We start from the raw sequence: 19,068 nt of genomic DNA, 5'->3' as shown, positions 1-19,068 counted from the left end.
TTATTGGTGTCCGGGAATGGCGGCTATAAGTTTTTGAGTATAAGTTGCTTTAGGCGAGCTGAATAACTGTTCGGGGAAACCTTCTTCTTCAATTTTTCCTTTGTTCATTACTAAAATACGATCTGAAATGTGTTTTACCACCGCCAGATCGTGGGAAATGAAAATATAAGTCAGGCCAAATTCTGCCTGTAAAGATTTAATGAGGTTAAGCACCTGTGCCTGAACGGAAACATCGAGTGCTGATACCGATTCATCGCAAATGATGAATTTAGGTTGCAAAGCCAAAGCTCGTGCAATAACCACCCGTTGCCGCTGGCCACCACTAAATTCGTGCGGATAGCGGTTGTAATGTTCGGGTTTTAAACCAACCTTATCTAACAATTCCAGCACTTTTTGTTTTCTTTCTGTATCATTTTGATAAAGTTGGTGTACCTGCAGCGGTTCCAGTATGGATTGGCCAATGCTTAGTTTCGGATTTAGCGAAGCATAAGGATCCTGAAAAATGATCTGTATATCTTTTCTAAGTTTTCTCAGTTCGCTTTTGCCCACGTGCGTAATGTCTTGTCCGTTAAATACAATGCTGCCTGAAGTTGGCTGGATAAGCCTTAAAATGGTACGGCCTAAGGTTGTTTTTCCGCAACCCGATTCGCCTACAAGGCCTAAGGTTTCGCCGGGGAATACTTCAAAATTAATCTGGTCTACGGCTTTAACATAATCGGTCGTTTTACCGAACAATCCGTTGCGGATAGGGTACCAGGTGCATAGCGCTTTAACTTGCAACAAGGGTTTTTGCTGGTAAAGTATTTCCCGCCGTAGAGCAATTTCAGTTGCGGTGAGCTGGTTCGATGGTTGTAAATAAGCAGGTATATCGCCGGTTTCATTGCTTAAAAAGTCGGCTACAACTGGTAATTTTTTTAATTGAAGGTGTGGTGAAGGCCTGCAGGCCAGTAAGCCTTTGGTATAGGGATGTTGTGGATTTTCGAATACTGATTTTGCTGGTCCCTGCTCTACAATTTCGCCCTTATACATTACGGCAACTTCATCGGCAATTTCGTTTACCACACCTAAATCATGCGAAATAAAGATCATGGCCATGTTACGCTCTGTTTTGAGTTTGAGCAGCAATTGCAGGATGGTTTTTTGTACGGTAACATCCAGGGCAGTTGTAGGTTCGTCGGCGATAAGCAATTTTGGGTTGCAGCTCAGTGCCATGGCAATCATTACCCGCTGCTTTTGTCCGCCAGAAATCTGGTGCGGATAACTGTCAAATATTTTTTCGGGTCGGGGAAGCTGAACTTCGTTGAATAAGGCAATAGTTTGCTTTTTCGCTTCGGCTTTATCTACTTTCTGGTGCAGGGTAATGGCTTCTGCCACCTGATCGCCGCAGGTAAAAACCGGATTTAGCGAAGTCATGGGTTCCTGGAAAATCATCGAAATCTGATTCCCCCGAATTTGCCTGATTTCGTTAGTGTTTAAATTGAGCAGACTAATATCTTCAAAATCAATATCCCCGGTAATTTTTGCCAGGCGTTCATCATGTAAACGCATAATTGAAAACGAGGTAACCGATTTACCAGAGCCCGATTCGCCCACAATGCCCAAAACTGTGCCCTTTTTTACGTTAAAGCTGATTTTTTTAACGGCGCTGAACCAGTTTTTATCCTCCTGGTTATAGAAATCGATATTTAAGTTCTCAACGTTTAACATTAGGTTACAATGGTAATGTTTTCTGCCGGAATTATATCCATTCCTTTAAATTTTAACAATACCTGTGCTGTAGTAATTACATCTTTCTGGCAATAGGTAACAATTCGCGGCAGGTTCTTTTCTTCGTAGTACACCTGTTTTACCTGACTACCGTTGATATCATCTTTTGGGGTAGGAATATCCAGAATGGCGGCAAGCAGGTTGAGCGAAGTAAAATGTTTGTGGTCGCCAAATTTCCAGAGCTCCATGGTATCGATGTGGCTTACTTCCCATGGCTTTTTACCAGCTAACTGCAACTGTACCGGAATTTCGATGCGGTTAATTAAAAGCCTGCGACACAGATAAGGGAAATCAAACTCTTTTCCGTTGTGGGCGCAGAACATTAAGTTTGGCGTTTGTTTATTGAGTAATGCCGAAAATTGCCGGAGTATTTCTTCTTCATCATGACCGGAAAAAGATTTGATCCGCAGTTTATTTGTTTTTTCTTCTGTATAGAAAATACCCAGGCTGATGCAGATAATTTTACCAAATTCGGCCATTATACCTGCGCGCTCGTAAAATTCTTCTGCACTCTGATCATTGTTGCGCTGGTAATGTGTTTTATGTTCCCAAAGCTCCTGAAAATTGGGCGGTACATCCTGAAATGACGGGTATTGCGGAACGGTTTCAATATCGAGCACCATTACCTGGTTGAGATCTAACGTTTTTAGCATATAGCAGATAGTTTTCTGTTATCAATTTACAGTTTTCTATTCATAATTATAGCAGACGAAATATATTTTATAAGTTTGGATATGGCGAAAAGTAAATTCGAGCAATCTTTAGCAGATGGTGCTCATCAACAACTCCAAGGTTTGGTTGGCAGCTGGAAGGGCAATACCAAAACCTGGTTTGAAAAAGATATTCTGGCAGATGAATCGGCCTCAGATGGAACAGTTACTTCTATTTTAGGTGCACGGTTCATTTCGTTCGATTATAATGGAAGCCTGGAAGGAAAACCTTTTGAAGGTAAAATGATTATCGGTTTCGATATTCCTTACCAAAGGTTTACGGTAAGCTGGATAGATAGCTTCCACATGGGTACGCAGATTATGCTCTCGAGTGGCGAGGCTACCGCCAATGGCTTTTCTGTGTTTGGCGAATATGGCAGCCCGGAATATGGCGAACAGCTTTGGGGCTGGCGCACGGTTTTGGCGATAAACAGTGCTGATGAAATCGTACTTACGGCTTATAATGTTTCGCCTGAAGGGGAAGAAGCTAAAGCTACGGAAACTGTTTATCGTAGAAATTAATAACCAAACCTATCAGGTTTCTAAAACCTGATAGGTAGATGAAATATTAAAACAATGTTGGTGTTGTAGTTGCAAGTACCGGGATTTTTAAATCTGTTCCGATGGCTTTGTTTAATTTTTCGATAAAATAGGCTGATAACAGGGGCGAAGCCAGCTCCACGTTCTGGTGTACAAAGAAATACAGATTTTCAAGTCCCTGTGCTTTCCATTGTACAATTCTGTCTACCCATTCATCCAAACGCGTATAGTCGCTTTCGTGGTTTGCGCCTACGTAGCGTACAAAAGCTGTGGGGCTAGTTAAGCGCATGTGCAACATGTCTCTTCTTCCTGCAGTATCAACAATAATATTGGCTACGCCGTTTTCCTGAAATAACTGAGCAAACTCATTTGCAACGGTTGGGTTGGAAAACCATTCTTCGTTGCGTACTTCTACACCCAGGGGAATTACTTTCGGAAATTCGCTTACTACGGTTTTAAGCCTTTCAAAATCCTTCGGTTTAAAATTATCGTGCAGCTGTAAGAAAGCCATACCGAGTTTATCTTCAAAATTACTGATGGCATCGCAATATTGCTCAACCGGTTCTTTTACGTTAATCAACCTTTTAAAATGGCTAATCGTATTGGTTAATTTCGGAAAGAACTTAAAATCAGCTGGTGTTTTTTGAGTCCAGGTAATGACCTGCTCGCTGGATGGCATGCCATAAAAGGTTGCGTTAAGCTCAATAGAATTAAACTGCGTGGCGTAATAAGTTAACTCATCTTTAGTGCCTTTTGGATAGAAGCCTTTTAAATCTGCTTTATTCCATTTTGCACAACCTACATAGGCTGTGAAAGCTTGTTTGGGTTTATTGGCTGCTAAAATAGCTGCAGTTTCGGGTGCATCTGCAGGGAGTTTAAAATCTATTATTGAGGGGTCTTCTACCTGGCCGAATTTCATAGTAAAATGTATTTTGTTTTCTGCTAAGTTAATAAAGAAAATTGTAAAGGATTCAGCATAAGCGTTCGTCACCCTGAATTTATTTTGGGGTTTATTCTGCATTAAAGATGCTGAAATAAATTCAGCATGACGATGTGTTTAGTTTAGCTTAATATAAATGGTTAAAAACTTAAAAAGCGCCAAGTAAATACTTAGCGCTCTTTGCGAAAAACTTTGTGTCCTTTGTGTTTAAAACTAGTAACCCAGTATCTTCAATACCTGCTTACTGTTCTGCTCTTCTCCAAAAACTTCGAAGTTGAAACTTTCGTCGCGGTTTCTGCGAATCAGGACATGTTTAGGGCTAGGCAATAAACAATGGTGTATGCCGCCATATCCGCTCAATACTTCCTGGTATGCGCCGGTATGGAAGAAACCTAAATACTGCACTTTACGCGTTTTTGGCATAAATACACTGTTCATGTGGGCTTCCTGGTTGTAATAATCCTGACCATCGCAGGTAATACCACCTAAGTTAACCCGTTCGTATTCGGCATCCCAGTTGTTTATTGGGAGTAAAATATATTTTTGATTCAATGCCCAAACATCAGGTAAATTGGTGATGAAAGAACCATCCAACATTAGCCAGCGTTCGCGGTCGTTTTGTTGTTTACGGCCTAAAACTTTATATAAAATACCTGAAGCTTCTGCTACTGTATATTTACCAAATTCAGTAATAATATCTGGTTCCATTACTTCGTGAATGGCACAGATTTCTTTAATCCTTTTCACAATTTCGTTTACCATGTACTCGTAATCGAAATCAAAAACCAGCGAATCTTTAAATGGCATACCGCCACCAATATCAAGGGTATCTAAATCAGGATTGATTTTTTTGAACTTGCAGTAAAGGGTTACGTATTTCTCTAACTCGTTCCAATAGTATGGCGAATCGGTGATACCCGAATTGATAAAAAAGTGCAATAGTTTTACCCTGAAATTAGGGTTGTGAACGATTTTATTGTTGTAGAACTCGATCACATCTTCCATACGTACACCTAAACGTGACGTGTAGAATTGCGAGTCGGGTTGCTCCTCAGCCGCGATACGGATTCCCAGGTTGCAAGGAGTATCGATATCTACTTCATCATCAAAAAGGTTAAATTCCTCTTTGTTGTCTAGAACCGGAATAATATTGGTGTAACCATCGTGCAGCATATCGATGATATACTGTTTGTATTGATAGGTTTTAAATCCGTTGCAGATAATGGTGGTATCTTTGGTTAAGGCGCCTTTTTTCTCCAGGGCATCAACCATTGGCATATCAAAAGCCGAAGATGTTTCCAGGTGGATATTGTTCTTTAATGCTTCTTCTACAATGTGTCTGAAGTGCGAACTTTTTGTACAGTAACAATATTTGTAATCGCCACGGTAGTTGTTTTTTAAAATGGCAGTCTGGAAAAGAATCTTCGCCTGCTGAATTTTCTTACTCACCATGGGTAAGTATGTGAAACGTAGGGGAGTGCCGTAAGTTTCGATCATTTCCATCAGGTTTAAATCCTGAAAATATAATTCATCATCTATAACATCAAAGCCTTCTTGTGGAAAGCCAACGCTTAGATCGAGAAATTCTGAGTAACTCTGCATTTACTTTTAAATAATTTTTGCAAAAATGTAATTTTAAATCGAGAATTAAACGGTATTGATAATATTTTTACTGTAGAGAAACGGATTGGGTAATATTGTAGCAGCAGCTGAAAGGATGTCGTTGTAACGATACAATCGTTAGGCTAATTAGGCACGCGTTGGAAACGCGTGCCATCGGTAAAGGAAATTGTTTAAGATACAATCGTCAAGCTATTTAAGCGCGCTTTCGAAACGTATGCCAGCTTGATAAAGTATGATTATCCTTTTCTTAAATATTTTGTTAAAATTACGATGGTTTGTCCTTCTACCTTACCCTCAATCTGTTCAGTATTATCGTGCACTAAACGGATGTTTTTTACCACTGTACCCAGTTTGGCGCTAAGTGTTGATCCTTTAACATCAAGTGTTTTAATCAAAACAACGGTGTCGCCTTCAAACAAACGTGCTCCGTTGCTATCCTGATGAAACTCAACAGTGCCTTCCTGTTCATGATCGCCGGTTTTTTTAGCCCATTCTAAAGTTTCATCATCTAAATATAAAATATCGAGGCTATCAGCAGCCCAGCCTTCATTTCTTAAGCGACTTAACATGCGCCAGGCCACTACCTGAACCGGAGCAAATTCCGACCACATCGTTTCTGTTAAAATTCTCCAATGACCGGCATCAAGCTGTTCGCTCTTTTCAACCTGGTCCAAACAGTTTTTACAAACCAGAATACTGTTGTCGGCGTTGGCATTGCTGGTTGGTGGCACTTCGTAAACCGACAAATTGGTTTCGGAGGTACATAATTCGCATTTATTGCCTGATCGGGTTTGTAATTGTTGTACTAGAGACATCTGATTGAAAATTTTCGGCGAAAGTACTAAAACTTGCCGGAATAATTGAGTTTAACTTGTGATCACTTCTCAGGCAAGTGGATCTCGGCCAGCATACACCTTGCACTGCCACCACCATTTTTTTCGATAGTATAAAGTGGAGTATAAATGATCCTGCTGTATTGTTGCAGAGCAGTAATTTGTTCTGGGGTTAACGATAAATAAGCCTGCTCCGACATTACCAGTAAGCTTTCGCCTTCTGCATTCGAAAGTTGTAACATATTGCCAGCAAACTGGTTCATTTGCCCTAAACTAATCTCGATAATTTCTTTCCCGCTTCCTTTTAAACTGATACTAACCTGTAACCTTTCTTCCGCATTGCGGATCGAATCGAGGCAGATTACTGCAAAACGATCGCCTATACACATCATCACATTGGTGTGGTAAATCGGGAAGTTATCACTATCGACCGCCTGAAAAACAACGGGTTCATATCCGGTAAGCATGCAGAAATTATTTAAAACTTCCTCATCGGTACGCACACTTAAACAGGCATAGGCAATTTTATTGGTGCGGTCCAGTACCATACTTCCAGTGCCTTCTAAAAACGCATATTGCATTTCGTAAAAGCTCAGATCGCTTACATGATTCAATTCAAAACGATTATTCAGACCATCCAATATTTCTTTTCTACGCTCTAACCGGCGGTTTTCAGAAAACATAGGGTAGAGGTAAACCGATCCGTCTTCGTGAAAGGAAACCCAGTTGTTCGGGAAAATCGAATCGGGTTTTTCAGGATGTAGGGTATCATCAACAACGGTTACATCAATATCGTTTCGCCTTAATAGTTCAACAAAACCATCAAACTCTTTTAAGGCCTGAATCTGTACGTCCTGTGCTTCGGATGCCACCTGAAATTTGTTGTTCCCGGCTGTCTGCTCATTAAATTTAAAGTCGACAGGGCGGATCATGAGGATATGGTTGGTAGTTTGCATAGTTAGGTTAGCTGTTGAAATTGTTTAAATCGGTTAACTGTTTTGTAATGTATAAAATATTCAACACCTCATAAATTGTCTCTGAGTATCGGTAAACTCATACAATGGAAACCACCGCGGGCACGCGAAAGTTCTGCCGATGGCATTAAAATTAAAGTATCGGTTATGGTTTCTGCATCTACTTTGCCACTTTCCAGGTCCTGGATCAAATCTTTCACATCTACCACATCAAATCCGGCTGCTTTAAAAGCTTCAACTGTTTTATCATTTCTGTCGTAACCCAAAACCACACCTTCTTTAATGGCCAGGAGGTTGCACGAATCGGTCCATTGCTCTCGCGAGTCGTAGGGGAATGTGTTGTTTCCGCTATAGATGATCTTCGTGGGTTCGGTACTTTTTAAGTCGTTCTGACTAATGTCATTCAGCAAAGCTTCTACATGTTCAAAGTGTTTCGGTTCCTGCGGATTGGCTTTAGTAAACTGAATGGCAGTAGTAGCTTCGAGTTTTTCGGGCTCTTTTAAGAAGTTGATCGGCTCGTAAGGATTATATTTCGGAGAGTGTGCAATCGAATTTAAAATAACCCAGGTATTGCGTTTAACCTGGGTAAAAACAGTATCCAGGTGCATGTAATCGCGTTTACTTGGTATTTTTACTACAGTTACTTTTTCTACTACGTTTTGCTCAAACAACAGTTTAATGGCTTCGTTGGCTCCATGTTCAGAAGTCCGCTCGCTACAGCCAATTAATACGTGATTGGGGCTTACCATCATTACGTCGCCACCTTCTAAAGTGGTGCTGAAAGCAGGTTCATCGCCCGGACGCAAAAAGTGCATGGTTACATCCGGAATTTCGAGGATGTTGCTGCGGTAGCTTTCAAATAATGGATGGTTAAAGAAAATATAGCGCATTAAAAGCGTTTCGCGCACGCGGGCTTTTTTTGCAGGTTTATTTAACAGGATGTGGTTATTAATGGTGGTACCCACATCGCGGGTAAAAATCAGGTTGGGTACTGGCGCAAAGATCATGGTATCGTTGGCTAAAGTGCCCGAAATAAAAATCTCTGCCAGTTCTTTGGCTGGGGTGTTGGTGAGCGCAATCTGCACTTTATAAGTACAACCTTCAATGGCACAAACTGCGGCTACCAATTTCTTTCTGATGGATTCATCTTCCAGCATTTCACTCAATAAATTCTGGATTTCGATTACTGCAGTCGAATTGTGAAAGTCGGGGTGGTTGGGTTTGTAAAAATTTCGGTTTGCAGCTTCCGAATCAATTTCGGCCAGTTTGCCTTTAATTTTTTCAGGATCTAAAAAATACATCAGGAGTTTGATGTAATAATCGTATTCGCCCTTGCGTATGGTATCTAAATGTACAATATCTTCGAAAAGCCAGTCTTGCGCTTTTGAAGGTACTACCTTGCCTAAACCGCTATCCGGACTATGAATTAATAACTTACGCAACCTGCCGATTTCGGTGTTTACATTCACTTTAAAATTAAGATTCTGCTCGCTCATAAATAAATTAGTTGTTACAAAGCTATCATTTTTTTTATAGTCCGGAAGTCCGGTGTCAGCGGTCGGAAGTTTTGACAACCATAAAACAAAACCTTGCGGAAGGCTTTAGTTGGATAAATAATATTGCTCTATACTTCTAACTCCGGACTTTCCGACTCCGGACTTTTTTCTCTATTTTTACGCCATGAATTTTATTATTACCGAGACACAGAAAGCTATTTTGGAGCTTTATAAAGAAGAAGTAGCTGAAAGTGTAATCAATATACAAGAAACGCGTAAAGAATTTGAAGGACAGGCTACCATTGTGGTTTTTCCGATTACTAAAATTTCTAAAAAATCGCCTGAGCAAACTGCTACCGAAATTGGCGAATATTTAGTGGCTAATGTAGAAAATATAACCAAATTTAATGTAGTTAAAGGTTTTTTGAACCTGAGCATCGCCGAAAGTTATTTCTTAAAGCAGTTTAACGAAGAAGTTTTGGCTGCTGATTTTGGTGTTTATCCCTCAAACGGGAAAAAGGTAATGGTCGAATATTCATCGCCCAATACCAACAAGCCGCTTCACCTGGGGCATGTGCGTAATAACTTATTGGGTTATTCGGTGTCTGAATTGCTTAAGGCTTATGGTTATGATGTTGTAAAGGTAAACCTGGTTAACGACCGGGGTATTCACATCTGTAAATCGATGCTGGCCTGGCAGAAATGGGGCAATGGCGAAACTCCCGAAAGTACAGGCGAAAAGGGCGATCATCTGGTTGGAAGGTATTATGTAATTTTTGATAAGGAATACAAGAAAGAGATAGATGCTTTAAAAGCCAACGGACAAACAGAAGAAGAGGCCAAGAAAAACGCACCATTGATTAAAGAAGCACAACAAATGCTTTTGAAATGGGAACAGGGTGATGAAGAAGTGGTTTCGCTTTGGAAAACCATGAACGAGTGGGTTTACGCCGGTTTCAATATTACCTATAAAAACCTGGGCGTAGATTTTGATAAATTTTACTACGAAAGCAATACTTATCTTTTAGGAAAAGGTACGGTTGATGAAGGTTTGGCAAAAGGTGTTTTCTTCAAAAAAGAAGATGGTTCGGTATGGATTGATTTAACGGCCGATGGCTTAGACCAGAAGCTCGTGCTGCGTGCCGATGGTACTTCGGTTTACATTACCCAGGATTTGGGTACGGCCGAAATGAAACACGACGATTTCAATATGGATGAGTCGATTTACGTGGTAGGTAATGAGCAGGATTATCACTTTAAAGTGTTGTTCCTGATTTTAGAGAAACTGGGGAAAAGCTGGGCAAAAGGTTTGTATCACTTGTCGTACGGTATGGTAGATTTACCGAACGGGAAAATGAAAAGCCGCGAAGGAACCGTTGTAGATGCCGATGAGCTGATTGAAAGCATGGTGACTACTGCCCGCGAAAAAACTGAAGAATTGGGTAAAACCAATGATTTTGCGCAGGAAGATAAAGATGAATTGTACAAAAATATCGGTTTAGGTGCTTTAAAATATTTCTTATTGAAAGTAGAACCGAAAAAACGTTTGTTGTTTAACCCTGCAGAAAGTATCGATTTTCAGGGCAATACCGGACCGTTTATTCAGTATACCCATGCAAGGATTAAATCTTTACTGGCGAAAGCTAATTATGAGCTAACAGCAACAATACCAGCTGAAATTTTGCCTGTAGAATTGGAGATGATTCTGTTATTGGCTAAATATCCTGCCGAAATTGCTATTGCGGCTAAGGCATATAGTCCGGCGAGTTTAGCCAACTATCTATACGAACTGGCTAAATTGTTTAATAAATTTTATCACGAAGTTCCTCATATTCTTAAAATGGAAGAAGGGGCAGAAAAACAATTCCGTTTAAACCTTTGCAAAAAAACAGCTGACATTATTAACCGTGGAATGTTGATTTTGGGGATTACCTCGCCGGAGCGGATGTAAAATGTAAAATGTAAGATGGACGATGTGAGATGGACAATGGAAGATGGAAAATGGATAATGTGAGATGGGAAATGGAAGATGTGGGACAGGAGATCTGAGTTTAGCTATATTTTAAAATAACAGTAAAAAGAAAAAGCATCGTTGATTAAACCTTCGATGCTTTTTCTTTTCCATTCTATGGACTATGGACTATGGACTATGGACTATGGACTATGGACTATGGACTATGGACTATGGACTATGGACTATGGACTATGGACTACTTCTTTTCCGTTCCCGATTTTACAGCCACTGGTTTCTTTTTTCTGAATGCCGGGAAAGTCATGGGGCTTTTGGCCGGACGTTCATCACCCAATAAAACACCCCATTGTTTAAATGATTCGGTACGGTCGAAAATGATTTTTAACACGGCTACAATTGGTAAAGCCAAAAACATACCCGAAACCCCCGCTATACTGCCACCAATAAATACACCTAAAATAGCAAACAGGGCATTGATTTTTACTTTAGAACCCACAATGCGCGGCATCAGGATATTATTATCTAAAAACTGAACAAATGCAATTACGCCCAGTACAGTAACTACAGGCCAAAGCTCTTGCGAGGAGGTAAGTGTTAGCAATACGCCAATGATGTTGCCAATTAAAGCCCCAACATAAGGTATAAGATTTAAGATGGCGAAAATAACCCCGATTAACAAGGCATGTTTAATACCTATCAACATTAATATGCCACCCAATAAAATGGTCATATAAGTAATCTGAATCAATAGGCCAATAAGATAACTTTTTATAATTGATTCAGTTTCGTAAATGGCTTCTTTCACTTTCGGATGATCGTCTGTTTTAAACCACATAAAGATAAAACGAAGCAAAATATCTTTATAAAACAGCATTAAATAGATATAGATGGGCAGAAGACCAATAAATACGAAAACACCACTGAGGGTTACGGCGGCACCACCTGCAAGCGATGTACCCATGTTCATCAGGTCGTCGCTTTTGCCTTGTATAAAGGCTTTTTGCTGTTTATCATCGTAATGGGTAATGCGGCTAATCCAATCGCTTAACGAGTTAATATGCTGGGTAACATTGGCTTTAATTTGCGGAAAATCTTTAACAAGAATACCAATCTGGTTAGAGAAAAACCAGACAATTAGTCCTACAAAGAGCGCTACCAATAGAATAGATACAATAATAGCGAGCGTTTCGGGGAATTTTTTTCTTTTTAAAAAGCGGTAAACTGGCAGCAGCATAATGCTGATGAAAAAGGCCATGAGCATGGGCATGATGATGTCGCGCCCAATAACCATAACGGCTACAATAGCCATTAGGCCCAGTAATTCTATCGATCGCTTAACGGTTAGCGGTAAATTGTTAGTCATAAATAGCTTATTCTGATTGAGGTTTAAACAGCGTTTGGTGGAAAATGTTTTGTTATGGTAAAGTTAGTTAAGTTTCGCATAGGGCGATTAGTTGAGGATCAATTTTAAACAAGCGATTTACAAGTTAACCTAAATAATCAAGGAATGAGTTTAACAGTGAGTGGGTTAAACTGTGGGTTGATACTAATGAACAAATGACGAATGAACCATTGAACTAATCAAGAATTGTAAAAAAAATTACTTCCCATACACCATATACCCACAGATTAGGCTTATTTTTGCGGCTTTTATCATTATATATGAACAATCAGGACACCATCATCGCATTATCTACCCCGCCAGGATCAGGCGCCATTGGCGTTATCCGTTTATCCGGACCTGAAGCCATTTCGCTTACCAATGCGGTTTTTGCAGGCAAAGACCTCGAAAAACAGGCATCGCATACCTTGCATTTTGGTCTGGTTAAAGATGGCGATCATATTGTAGATGAAGTTGTGGCTGGATTGTTTGTTGCACCAAAATCGTACACCAAAGAAAATGTGGTCGAAATTTCGTGTCACGGTTCAAATTATATTATTCAGCAGATTATTAACCTGTTGATTAGCAAAGGGGCGAGAGCCGCTAAACCAGGAGAATTTACCTTGCGTGCTTTTTTAAACGGTGCGTTTGATTTGAGTCAGGCAGAAGCGGTGGCCGATTTAATTGCTTCAAATTCGAAGGCTTCGCACGATGTAGCCATGCAGCAGATGCGTGGTGGTTTTGCCAATGAACTGAAAGGTTTGCGCGAACAATTGATTCATTTTGCTTCAATGATTGAGCTTGAGCTCGATTTTGCTGAAGAAGATGTAGAATTTGCCAACCGCGATCAGTTGAAAAACCTGGTTAACAAGATTAATTATGTGCTGCAACGCCTCATTTCTTCTTTCGAAATGGGTAATGTAATTAAAAACGGGGTTCCGATAGTCATAGCGGGCAAGCCTAACGTAGGTAAATCGACCTTGTTAAATGCTTTGTTAAATGAAGAACGCGCCATTGTTTCGGACATTGCCGGCACTACCCGCGATACCATTGAAGACGAACTAACTATCGGCGGAGTAGTTTTCCGTTTTATCGATACCGCGGGCATCCGCGATACAGCTGATATAATCGAAGCGTTGGGAGTAGAGCGTACACTCGAAAAAATGAAACAGGCCAAACTGATTATTTATATGGCCGATGCGGCCCAGAGTGTATCTGAAATTGAAGAACAGCTCCGCGGATTAGAACAATTGGCTATTCCATATTTAATTCTGGTAAACAAAGCTGATTTAATTACCGAAGTACAACGTAAGGCTTTTGCAGACCTGAATGTTGTGTTTATTTCGGCTAAGGAGAAGCAAGGTATTGAAGCGTTAAAAACCACTTTATTAGAACAGGTTAACCTGCACCATATTAATACCAGCGAAACACTGGTAACCAATATCCGCCATGTAGAAGCATTGAAACAAACCGAACATGCTCTACAACGGGTACTCGATAATGTAGATAATCCGGTAACTTCCGATTTTCTGGCTATGGATATTAAACAGGCCCTCCATTATTTAGGTGAGATAACGGGTACTGTTACGACAGACGATTTACTGGAGAATATTTTTACGAAGTTTTGCATAGGTAAATAGTTGATTGTCAGATGTTTGCATATATTATCATATATTAGGATGGACTGGGTTTTCAACTTCTTTTGGTTTCATTTAACTGTATTTATTCCTTAAGTTTTTCCGAGAATTTTCGGACTCAAAAAAATTAGTATGAAAATTGTAGGAAACTGATTTCTTTTGGTTTTATCTTTTGTTGTCTTTTAAATTCTTTTGAAATAAAATAAAATAGTTGCTGACAAAGGTTTTACCCCTCATATTTATTTATAATTTTTAGTGAAAGTAACTTTACAGTTCATTAAAAATCAATACGATATGAGTATCAAAATTAAACAAAACAAGCTAAAAAACGATCGCTACAGCTTATCATTAGACATCTATTACCAAGGGGTTTCTAAGTATGAAAACCTTAAAATGTTCGTTTACGAAAAGCCAAAAACAACTTTAGAGAAAGAACATAATAAACGTACTTTGGCTATTGCAGAACAGATAAAAGCTAAACGGATTTTAGAAATGCAAGAAAGTCATTTTAACATCCATACTGGATTTAAAAGTCAGGCTAATTTCTTAGCATACTTTAAAGAATTAATACGAGAAAAAAAGAAAAGTGAAGGTAATTATGGAAACTGGAAAAGTGCATACAAGCATCTTGTCGCATTCAACAAAAGTGATATTTTAAGGTTTAGTGATTGTAATGAAATATTCATTAAAGGCTTTAAAAATTATTTAGAAAATGCAGAAATTACTAGAAACAATACACCTTTAGCAAAAAATTCTGCTATCTCGTACTTAAATAAGCTTAAGGCTGCATTAACACGAGCCTTTAATGATAGAATAATACTGGAGAACCCAGGTAAAAGAGTTGGAGGTATTAAACCTGTTGAAACTAGTCGCCAGTTTCTGTTGGAAGAAGAATTAAAAGTATTGGTGAAAACTCCATGCTCATACCCGCTGCTTAAAAGAGCATTTTTATTTAGCTGTTTAACAGGAATGAGATGGTCGGATGTTAATGAATTAACATGGCAGGATGTAGTATATTGGGAAGCAGAAAAGAGATGGCAGATTCATTTCAGGCAGAAGAAAACCAAAACATTACAGTACAATCCTATTTCAAAAGAAGCTTATCAGTTACTCGGAGATAGAAAGGAAGATGATAAGAGGGTTTTTGTCGGGTTAAAATACAGTGCTTGGAATAATCATCTTTTACAGCAATGGGTCTCGGATGCAGGGATAAATAAAAAAATTACGTTTCACTGTGGGAGGCATACGGCAGCTACCCTTTTACTCACTTCGGGTGCAGACATTTATACAGTTTCGAAAATATTAGGCCATAAAGATTTGAAAACAACAGAAATTTATGGCAAGATAATTAACACACAAAAACTAAAGGTTGTAGATTTGATGCCAACTATTGGTATTTAATTATGGATTCGTATCATTATATAAAAAAAATTGACCAACTATTTTCTGCATCGCGCAGGCATTACAATACCTTTTTTTTTGATAGAACTCTAGAGCATAAGAAAAGGTGCATTGATATAGTTAGCAGTCAATTGAATACATATCAAACATTAAATACAGTTCATAATTGGTTTAAAGATGAAATAATAGAGGGGTTTTCAAGTAAAGAAAACTCCTATGTTAATTTTTGCCAAGGCGTGCTCGCTAGGCAATTCAAATTTATTTCACAATTTAAACAAGCTTTAAAATTGTATGTTGAAAATAAAGAAGAAACTGATACTTTACTTAAAAGATATAGTGGAGTGGATAATCGAGTGTTAGTCGATGGTGACCTCCTATTAGGGATGCAGCTATCCTATATTTTCGCATTTAGCACAATGGAAGGTTTGGTAAATGAATTTGCACATAGTTACCATATCCAAATGCCTATTAAAGATGAGGCTTTTAGTTATGTTCAGTCGAACGTTTTTATTAGATTAAATTATGGTGTAAATAATGATGATGCCGTTAAAATAATTTTTAATGGTTTAATAACACATTACATCGACAATACATTTGACGAATTCGAGGCTCATTTTAAAAATGTTAAACAGGGGAAAAAAATCAAATTTATCGGATCAAATGCAAATCTTATAAATTTATTCTTCGGAGTACCTTTCTTAGAAATTACAGGTTTAGAAATATTTAGCGATTCTAAATTGAAAACAATAATTGATCATTTTGAAACTGAAAATGGTTCGCCATTTGATTATAAAAGTTTGGAATCCCAATCTCAAAAACCTATAAAAGCCCCGAGAAACTTTACGCATTTAAAAACCTTGTTACTAAAATTAAAAGGGTTGAAAGTAAAATAACCCTTTTTAAAACTTTTGCCAACCCTATCATTTTCTTTCTCTATTTATCATTGTGCTTCAATTGAGGACAGGGCTTAGCTAACCCGATATAATGATAAAATTTTAAAAGAAGAAAAATGAAAAACACTTTAGAACATATTGAGGATTTGCTCCTTAATCAGAAATCTATTTTCAATATCAATGATCTTAGCAGATATACAGGATTATCAAAGTCGTGGGTCTACAAAAAAACGGCATCTGGTCAGCTTCCACACTACAAGCCATCAGGCAAGATCTTAATCTTTAAAAAAGACGAAATTGATGCATGGCTTTTGAAAAATAAAATTTCAACAGTAGATGATATCGAACAGGAAGCAATTAATTATACCACTTCTAAATCATTTAATGGAGGTAGATATAATGGTTAATGCTTACTACAAATTTGAGCTATTTCCCAAGTCGGGAGATAGCTTTTCAATCATTCCAATTGAAAAAGTGCATAACCATATAGCATTTAATGAAATTTTTGAATGTGATAATATTGAGGTTAAACGAGTTAATTTGGCAGCGTTGCTGGGAAAAACTACCCAATATATTATTTCAGCAAAATACCATCAAAGCGTAATGCCGATTTGTATTTTACAACAAACTGGCGATACTGGGCAAATGAGTATTGTAAATTATTTCAGTAATGAACTAACTAATGATATTTGTTGGCTAGGGAGTGGCAAGTTTAGAAAAGGTTTAGATGATTTAATTCTGTTTAAGGTTACCAAAGATCTGATTTTTGAAGTTTACATATTCGAAAATCAATATCCATCACGTGAGAGCTTGTTTATTGAATTTATCGATGGTGAATTACAAAATGAACTTTGTAATTTTAATTTGTTCTGGTACAGGTATTATTACTCGAGTTATCGACCTGCAATAAAGGGATACCGAGATTGTGATGGATATAATATTAATATAAACCTTTTAACGGATCATTAAAAAGTGATTGATACATTAATTTTGTTCTTAGCATTGGATTTTACTAATAACAAGAAACAGTTTAATCATATTTTAAGTCTGTTCAATCAAAAACCTGATAAATTAACAAGTAAGATTACTGGAGATGAATTTTTTAGTGGCAACATAAAGAACTTTGGCATTCGAATAAATAATAATTCCATTACAATAAATGGGAGTATCTGTAAGTTCTACTATGGTAACAATCAAAAAACATTATCGTACCCTGATTTTGTTCAAGCAATTTTGGAATTAGAAGGACTACTCGGAATAGACTTAGAAGAAGCGATAGTTAGAAGAATTGACCTAGCTGATAATCTCTTCATGAACTTCAAACCAGAGAGTTATTATCCATTATTAATAAAAGGTGGCTTTTTAAAACGAAGAGAGGATGATAATGGACTGTATTTCAGAAATAAAAACAGAACTGTTCTGCTATATGATAAAGTAGTTAAGGAGAAGAAAACCCAAGTGTCAATAAATGCTGATCTTGTGAACAGAAACGTTCTTCGTTACGAATTTCGAATGAACCGAAACATGGAAATCTCGAAGAGATTAGACGTTAAAAGGGCAAAACTCGTTGATATAATCAATAATTATCCTTTATTGGTTGATTATTGGCGTAAAAGTTTTGATCTAATACCAAAGGATATGGAACTGAACATTCCAGAAGACAGCTTTTTCCATACAGCGAGTGGCTTTAGAGATTTCTTAGCTATCCACGGAATGAAAAGTTTAGGTGGTTTTGGAAGGATAATAAATATGATTCAGGAAGCGAAAGCAAGAAATGTTTTTAAATACCCAGCTCAATCATCAAACTTAAAGACTGTTGTAAAAGCTATAGCATCTAAAACACAGTCTAGTAAAGTACCTGCGATGTTGCTTGAATTAGAAAAAAGATTGGATGAGGCAGCAAAATGTGCGGTTGAAGATTTTCATTAATTAAAAGGCGAAAGATAACACTTTCGCCTTTTTTGTTTTACCTTATTATTTTCGTATTTAACAAAGTCTTTTGTATTGACGGATCAATTATACCACTTTGGGCATTTATTAGTTTAAACACGTTATTCATTTAGCCAATTAAATGCTCTATTAAAATATTGATCTGCGTAATTTTTCGCCTCACCATTATTAAAACCAAAATGTTTGAGTTGCCGTTGAAATGAACCTGGGGATGGGACAGCAAGTGCTGTAATGGTTTTTTCTGCAATATTAAACGAAATTGTTATTGGTTTAAAATCTCCCGTCAGATTACCGTTGATTGCTTTTAAGAAGCTATACTGAAAATTGGTAGATAATATTAAGTCAACTTTTCCGCCATTTCTAATCATAATTTTATGAAGCGTACTAAGTACGCCTTTTGACGTACACATAACTTTAGTTACGCCTTGATTAAAAAGGTTAATTATTGCGTCTTCATTATGACAATATTATGTAAAGCAGAATCTTCACTACTAAGGCCATTTTCTACACCTTTTTTTACAATGAAGCGATCACAGGATATTATTGTATCAGATATTGCAATTTGATGTTTCTTTAAGCTAATTAAAATTTTGTCTCTATCCCACGGACGAAGGATGGTCGAATCTAAACTGTTACTGTATTTTTCCCAAAATTTGTTTTTACTGCTGCCGTAAAAAAACCGTTGTGATCCTTTTTTTAATCGCATATCTTTTTTTAAGGGGTTATCATCATCTGTACATTCATAAACTGGAAAGCTCCCTAAAATGAGTTTTGTTGCATTTGGGATAAGTCCATCTTGAAGATACGGGTGTGTTTCAATTTCGTTTTGTGGCATCTTAGTGGATCGTTTAATTATGCAAATACCGCAAAAACACTCGTAATTTCTGGTGTTTTTAATACAATTTATTGTAACTTATTGAAAATCAATAGTAGGTTATATTTTAAGTTAAA

At 37.8% G+C, this 19,068-nt stretch carries 18 protein-coding genes; 8 read left to right on the top strand and 10 right to left on the bottom strand.

The window, feature by feature from the left end; translation table 11 throughout:
• The gene (locus HWV58_RS16300) at positions 1–1,707 is read right to left on the bottom strand and encodes an ABC transporter ATP-binding protein (protein WP_175635112.1); all 1,707 of its coding nucleotides are present in this window, start codon (positions 1,705–1,707) and stop codon (positions 1–3) included.
• Positions 1,707–2,420 carry a 3'-5' exonuclease gene (locus tag HWV58_RS16295; RefSeq protein WP_175635111.1) on the bottom strand — a complete coding sequence of 238 codons (714 nt, stop codon included), beginning with the start codon at positions 2,418–2,420 and terminating at the stop codon, positions 1,707–1,709. Before HWV58_RS16295 ends, HWV58_RS16300 begins: the two co-directional genes overlap by 1 nt.
• Before the next feature lie 81 nt (positions 2,421–2,501).
• Between HWV58_RS16295 and HWV58_RS16290 the strand changes: the two genes are divergently transcribed.
• On the top strand, positions 2,502–2,999 hold the full coding sequence (locus tag HWV58_RS16290) for a DUF1579 domain-containing protein (protein WP_175635110.1): 498 nt from the start codon (positions 2,502–2,504) through the stop codon (positions 2,997–2,999).
• A gap of 46 nt (positions 3,000–3,045) precedes the next feature.
• Here the strand turns inward: HWV58_RS16290 and HWV58_RS16285 are convergent, their stop codons facing one another.
• The 5 genes from HWV58_RS16285 to HWV58_RS16265 all read right to left on the bottom strand — a co-directional run bounded on the left by HWV58_RS16285 (position 3,046) and on the right by HWV58_RS16265 (position 8,883).
• Positions 3,046–3,936: a DUF72 domain-containing protein gene (locus tag HWV58_RS16285; RefSeq protein WP_175635109.1), complete on the bottom strand. Its 891-nt coding sequence runs from the start codon at positions 3,934–3,936 to the stop codon at positions 3,046–3,048.
• Between the two features lie 234 nt (positions 3,937–4,170).
• On the bottom strand, positions 4,171–5,559 hold the full coding sequence (locus HWV58_RS16280; RefSeq protein WP_090764474.1) for an arginine decarboxylase: 1,389 nt from the start codon (positions 5,557–5,559) through the stop codon (positions 4,171–4,173).
• Positions 5,560–5,816: 257 nt separating this feature from the next.
• Positions 5,817–6,395: a PhnA domain-containing protein gene (locus HWV58_RS16275; protein WP_175635108.1), complete on the bottom strand. Its 579-nt coding sequence runs from the start codon at positions 6,393–6,395 to the stop codon at positions 5,817–5,819.
• A 62-nt stretch (positions 6,396–6,457) separates the two neighbouring features.
• The gene (ctlX, locus tag HWV58_RS16270) at positions 6,458–7,369 is read right to left on the bottom strand and encodes a citrulline utilization hydrolase CtlX (protein WP_175635107.1); all 912 of its coding nucleotides are present in this window, start codon (positions 7,367–7,369) and stop codon (positions 6,458–6,460) included.
• A 68-nt stretch (positions 7,370–7,437) separates the two neighbouring features.
• On the bottom strand, positions 7,438–8,883 hold the full coding sequence (locus HWV58_RS16265) for an arginine deiminase family protein (RefSeq protein WP_175635106.1): 1,446 nt from the start codon (positions 8,881–8,883) through the stop codon (positions 7,438–7,440).
• Between the two features lie 184 nt (positions 8,884–9,067).
• On the opposite strand from HWV58_RS16265, the gene argS reads away from it, so the two are divergent.
• Positions 9,068–10,834 carry an arginine--tRNA ligase gene (gene argS, locus HWV58_RS16260; protein WP_175635105.1) on the top strand — a complete coding sequence of 589 codons (1,767 nt, stop codon included), beginning with the start codon at positions 9,068–9,070 and terminating at the stop codon, positions 10,832–10,834.
• Positions 10,835–11,093: 259 nt separating this feature from the next.
• Here the strand turns inward: argS and HWV58_RS16255 are convergent, their stop codons facing one another.
• The gene (locus HWV58_RS16255) at positions 11,094–12,218 is read right to left on the bottom strand and encodes an AI-2E family transporter (RefSeq protein WP_175635104.1); all 1,125 of its coding nucleotides are present in this window, start codon (positions 12,216–12,218) and stop codon (positions 11,094–11,096) included.
• Positions 12,219–12,517: 299 nt separating this feature from the next.
• Between HWV58_RS16255 and mnmE the strand changes: the two genes are divergently transcribed.
• The 6 genes from mnmE (at position 12,518) to HWV58_RS16225 (ending at position 18,096) form a co-directional block, all read left to right on the top strand.
• Complete coding sequence (gene mnmE / locus HWV58_RS16250) at positions 12,518–13,876, top strand: tRNA uridine-5-carboxymethylaminomethyl(34) synthesis GTPase MnmE (RefSeq protein WP_175635103.1); 1,359 nt, start codon at positions 12,518–12,520, stop codon at positions 13,874–13,876.
• A 291-nt stretch (positions 13,877–14,167) separates the two neighbouring features.
• A complete protein-coding gene (locus tag HWV58_RS16245) occupies positions 14,168–15,274 on the top strand; it encodes a site-specific integrase (RefSeq protein ID WP_175635102.1) in 1,107 nt (368 codons plus the stop codon).
• 2 nt (positions 15,275–15,276) lie between these two features.
• Complete coding sequence (locus tag HWV58_RS16240) at positions 15,277–16,167, top strand: hypothetical protein (protein ID WP_175635101.1); 891 nt, start codon at positions 15,277–15,279, stop codon at positions 16,165–16,167.
• A gap of 116 nt (positions 16,168–16,283) precedes the next feature.
• Complete coding sequence (locus tag HWV58_RS16235; RefSeq protein WP_175635100.1) at positions 16,284–16,574, top strand: helix-turn-helix transcriptional regulator; 291 nt, start codon at positions 16,284–16,286, stop codon at positions 16,572–16,574.
• Positions 16,552–17,136 (top strand): hypothetical protein, encoded by a 585-nt coding sequence (locus HWV58_RS16230; protein ID WP_175635099.1) that lies wholly within the window; start codon positions 16,552–16,554, stop codon positions 17,134–17,136. Before HWV58_RS16235 ends, HWV58_RS16230 begins: the two co-directional genes overlap by 23 nt.
• A 3-nt stretch (positions 17,137–17,139) precedes the next feature.
• A complete protein-coding gene (locus HWV58_RS16225) occupies positions 17,140–18,096 on the top strand; it encodes a hypothetical protein (RefSeq protein WP_175635098.1) in 957 nt (318 codons plus the stop codon).
• Positions 18,097–18,218: 122 nt separating this feature from the next.
• On the opposite strand, the gene HWV58_RS16220 is transcribed toward HWV58_RS16225, so the two are convergent.
• Complete coding sequence (locus HWV58_RS16220; protein WP_175635097.1) at positions 18,219–18,485, bottom strand: hypothetical protein; 267 nt, start codon at positions 18,483–18,485, stop codon at positions 18,219–18,221.
• Between the two features lie 74 nt (positions 18,486–18,559).
• The gene (locus HWV58_RS16215) at positions 18,560–18,952 is read right to left on the bottom strand and encodes a uracil-DNA glycosylase family protein (protein WP_175635096.1); all 393 of its coding nucleotides are present in this window, start codon (positions 18,950–18,952) and stop codon (positions 18,560–18,562) included.
• Between the last annotated feature and the right edge of the window lie 116 nt (positions 18,953–19,068).

The sequence above is a fragment of the Pedobacter ghigonis genome (assembly GCF_903166585.1).
In the GTDB taxonomy this organism is placed as follows: Bacteria; Bacteroidota; Bacteroidia; order Sphingobacteriales; family Sphingobacteriaceae; genus Pedobacter; species Pedobacter ghigonis.
Note: the sequence above shows the minus strand (reverse complement) of the source record. Positions and strands in the feature narration are given on the sequence as shown.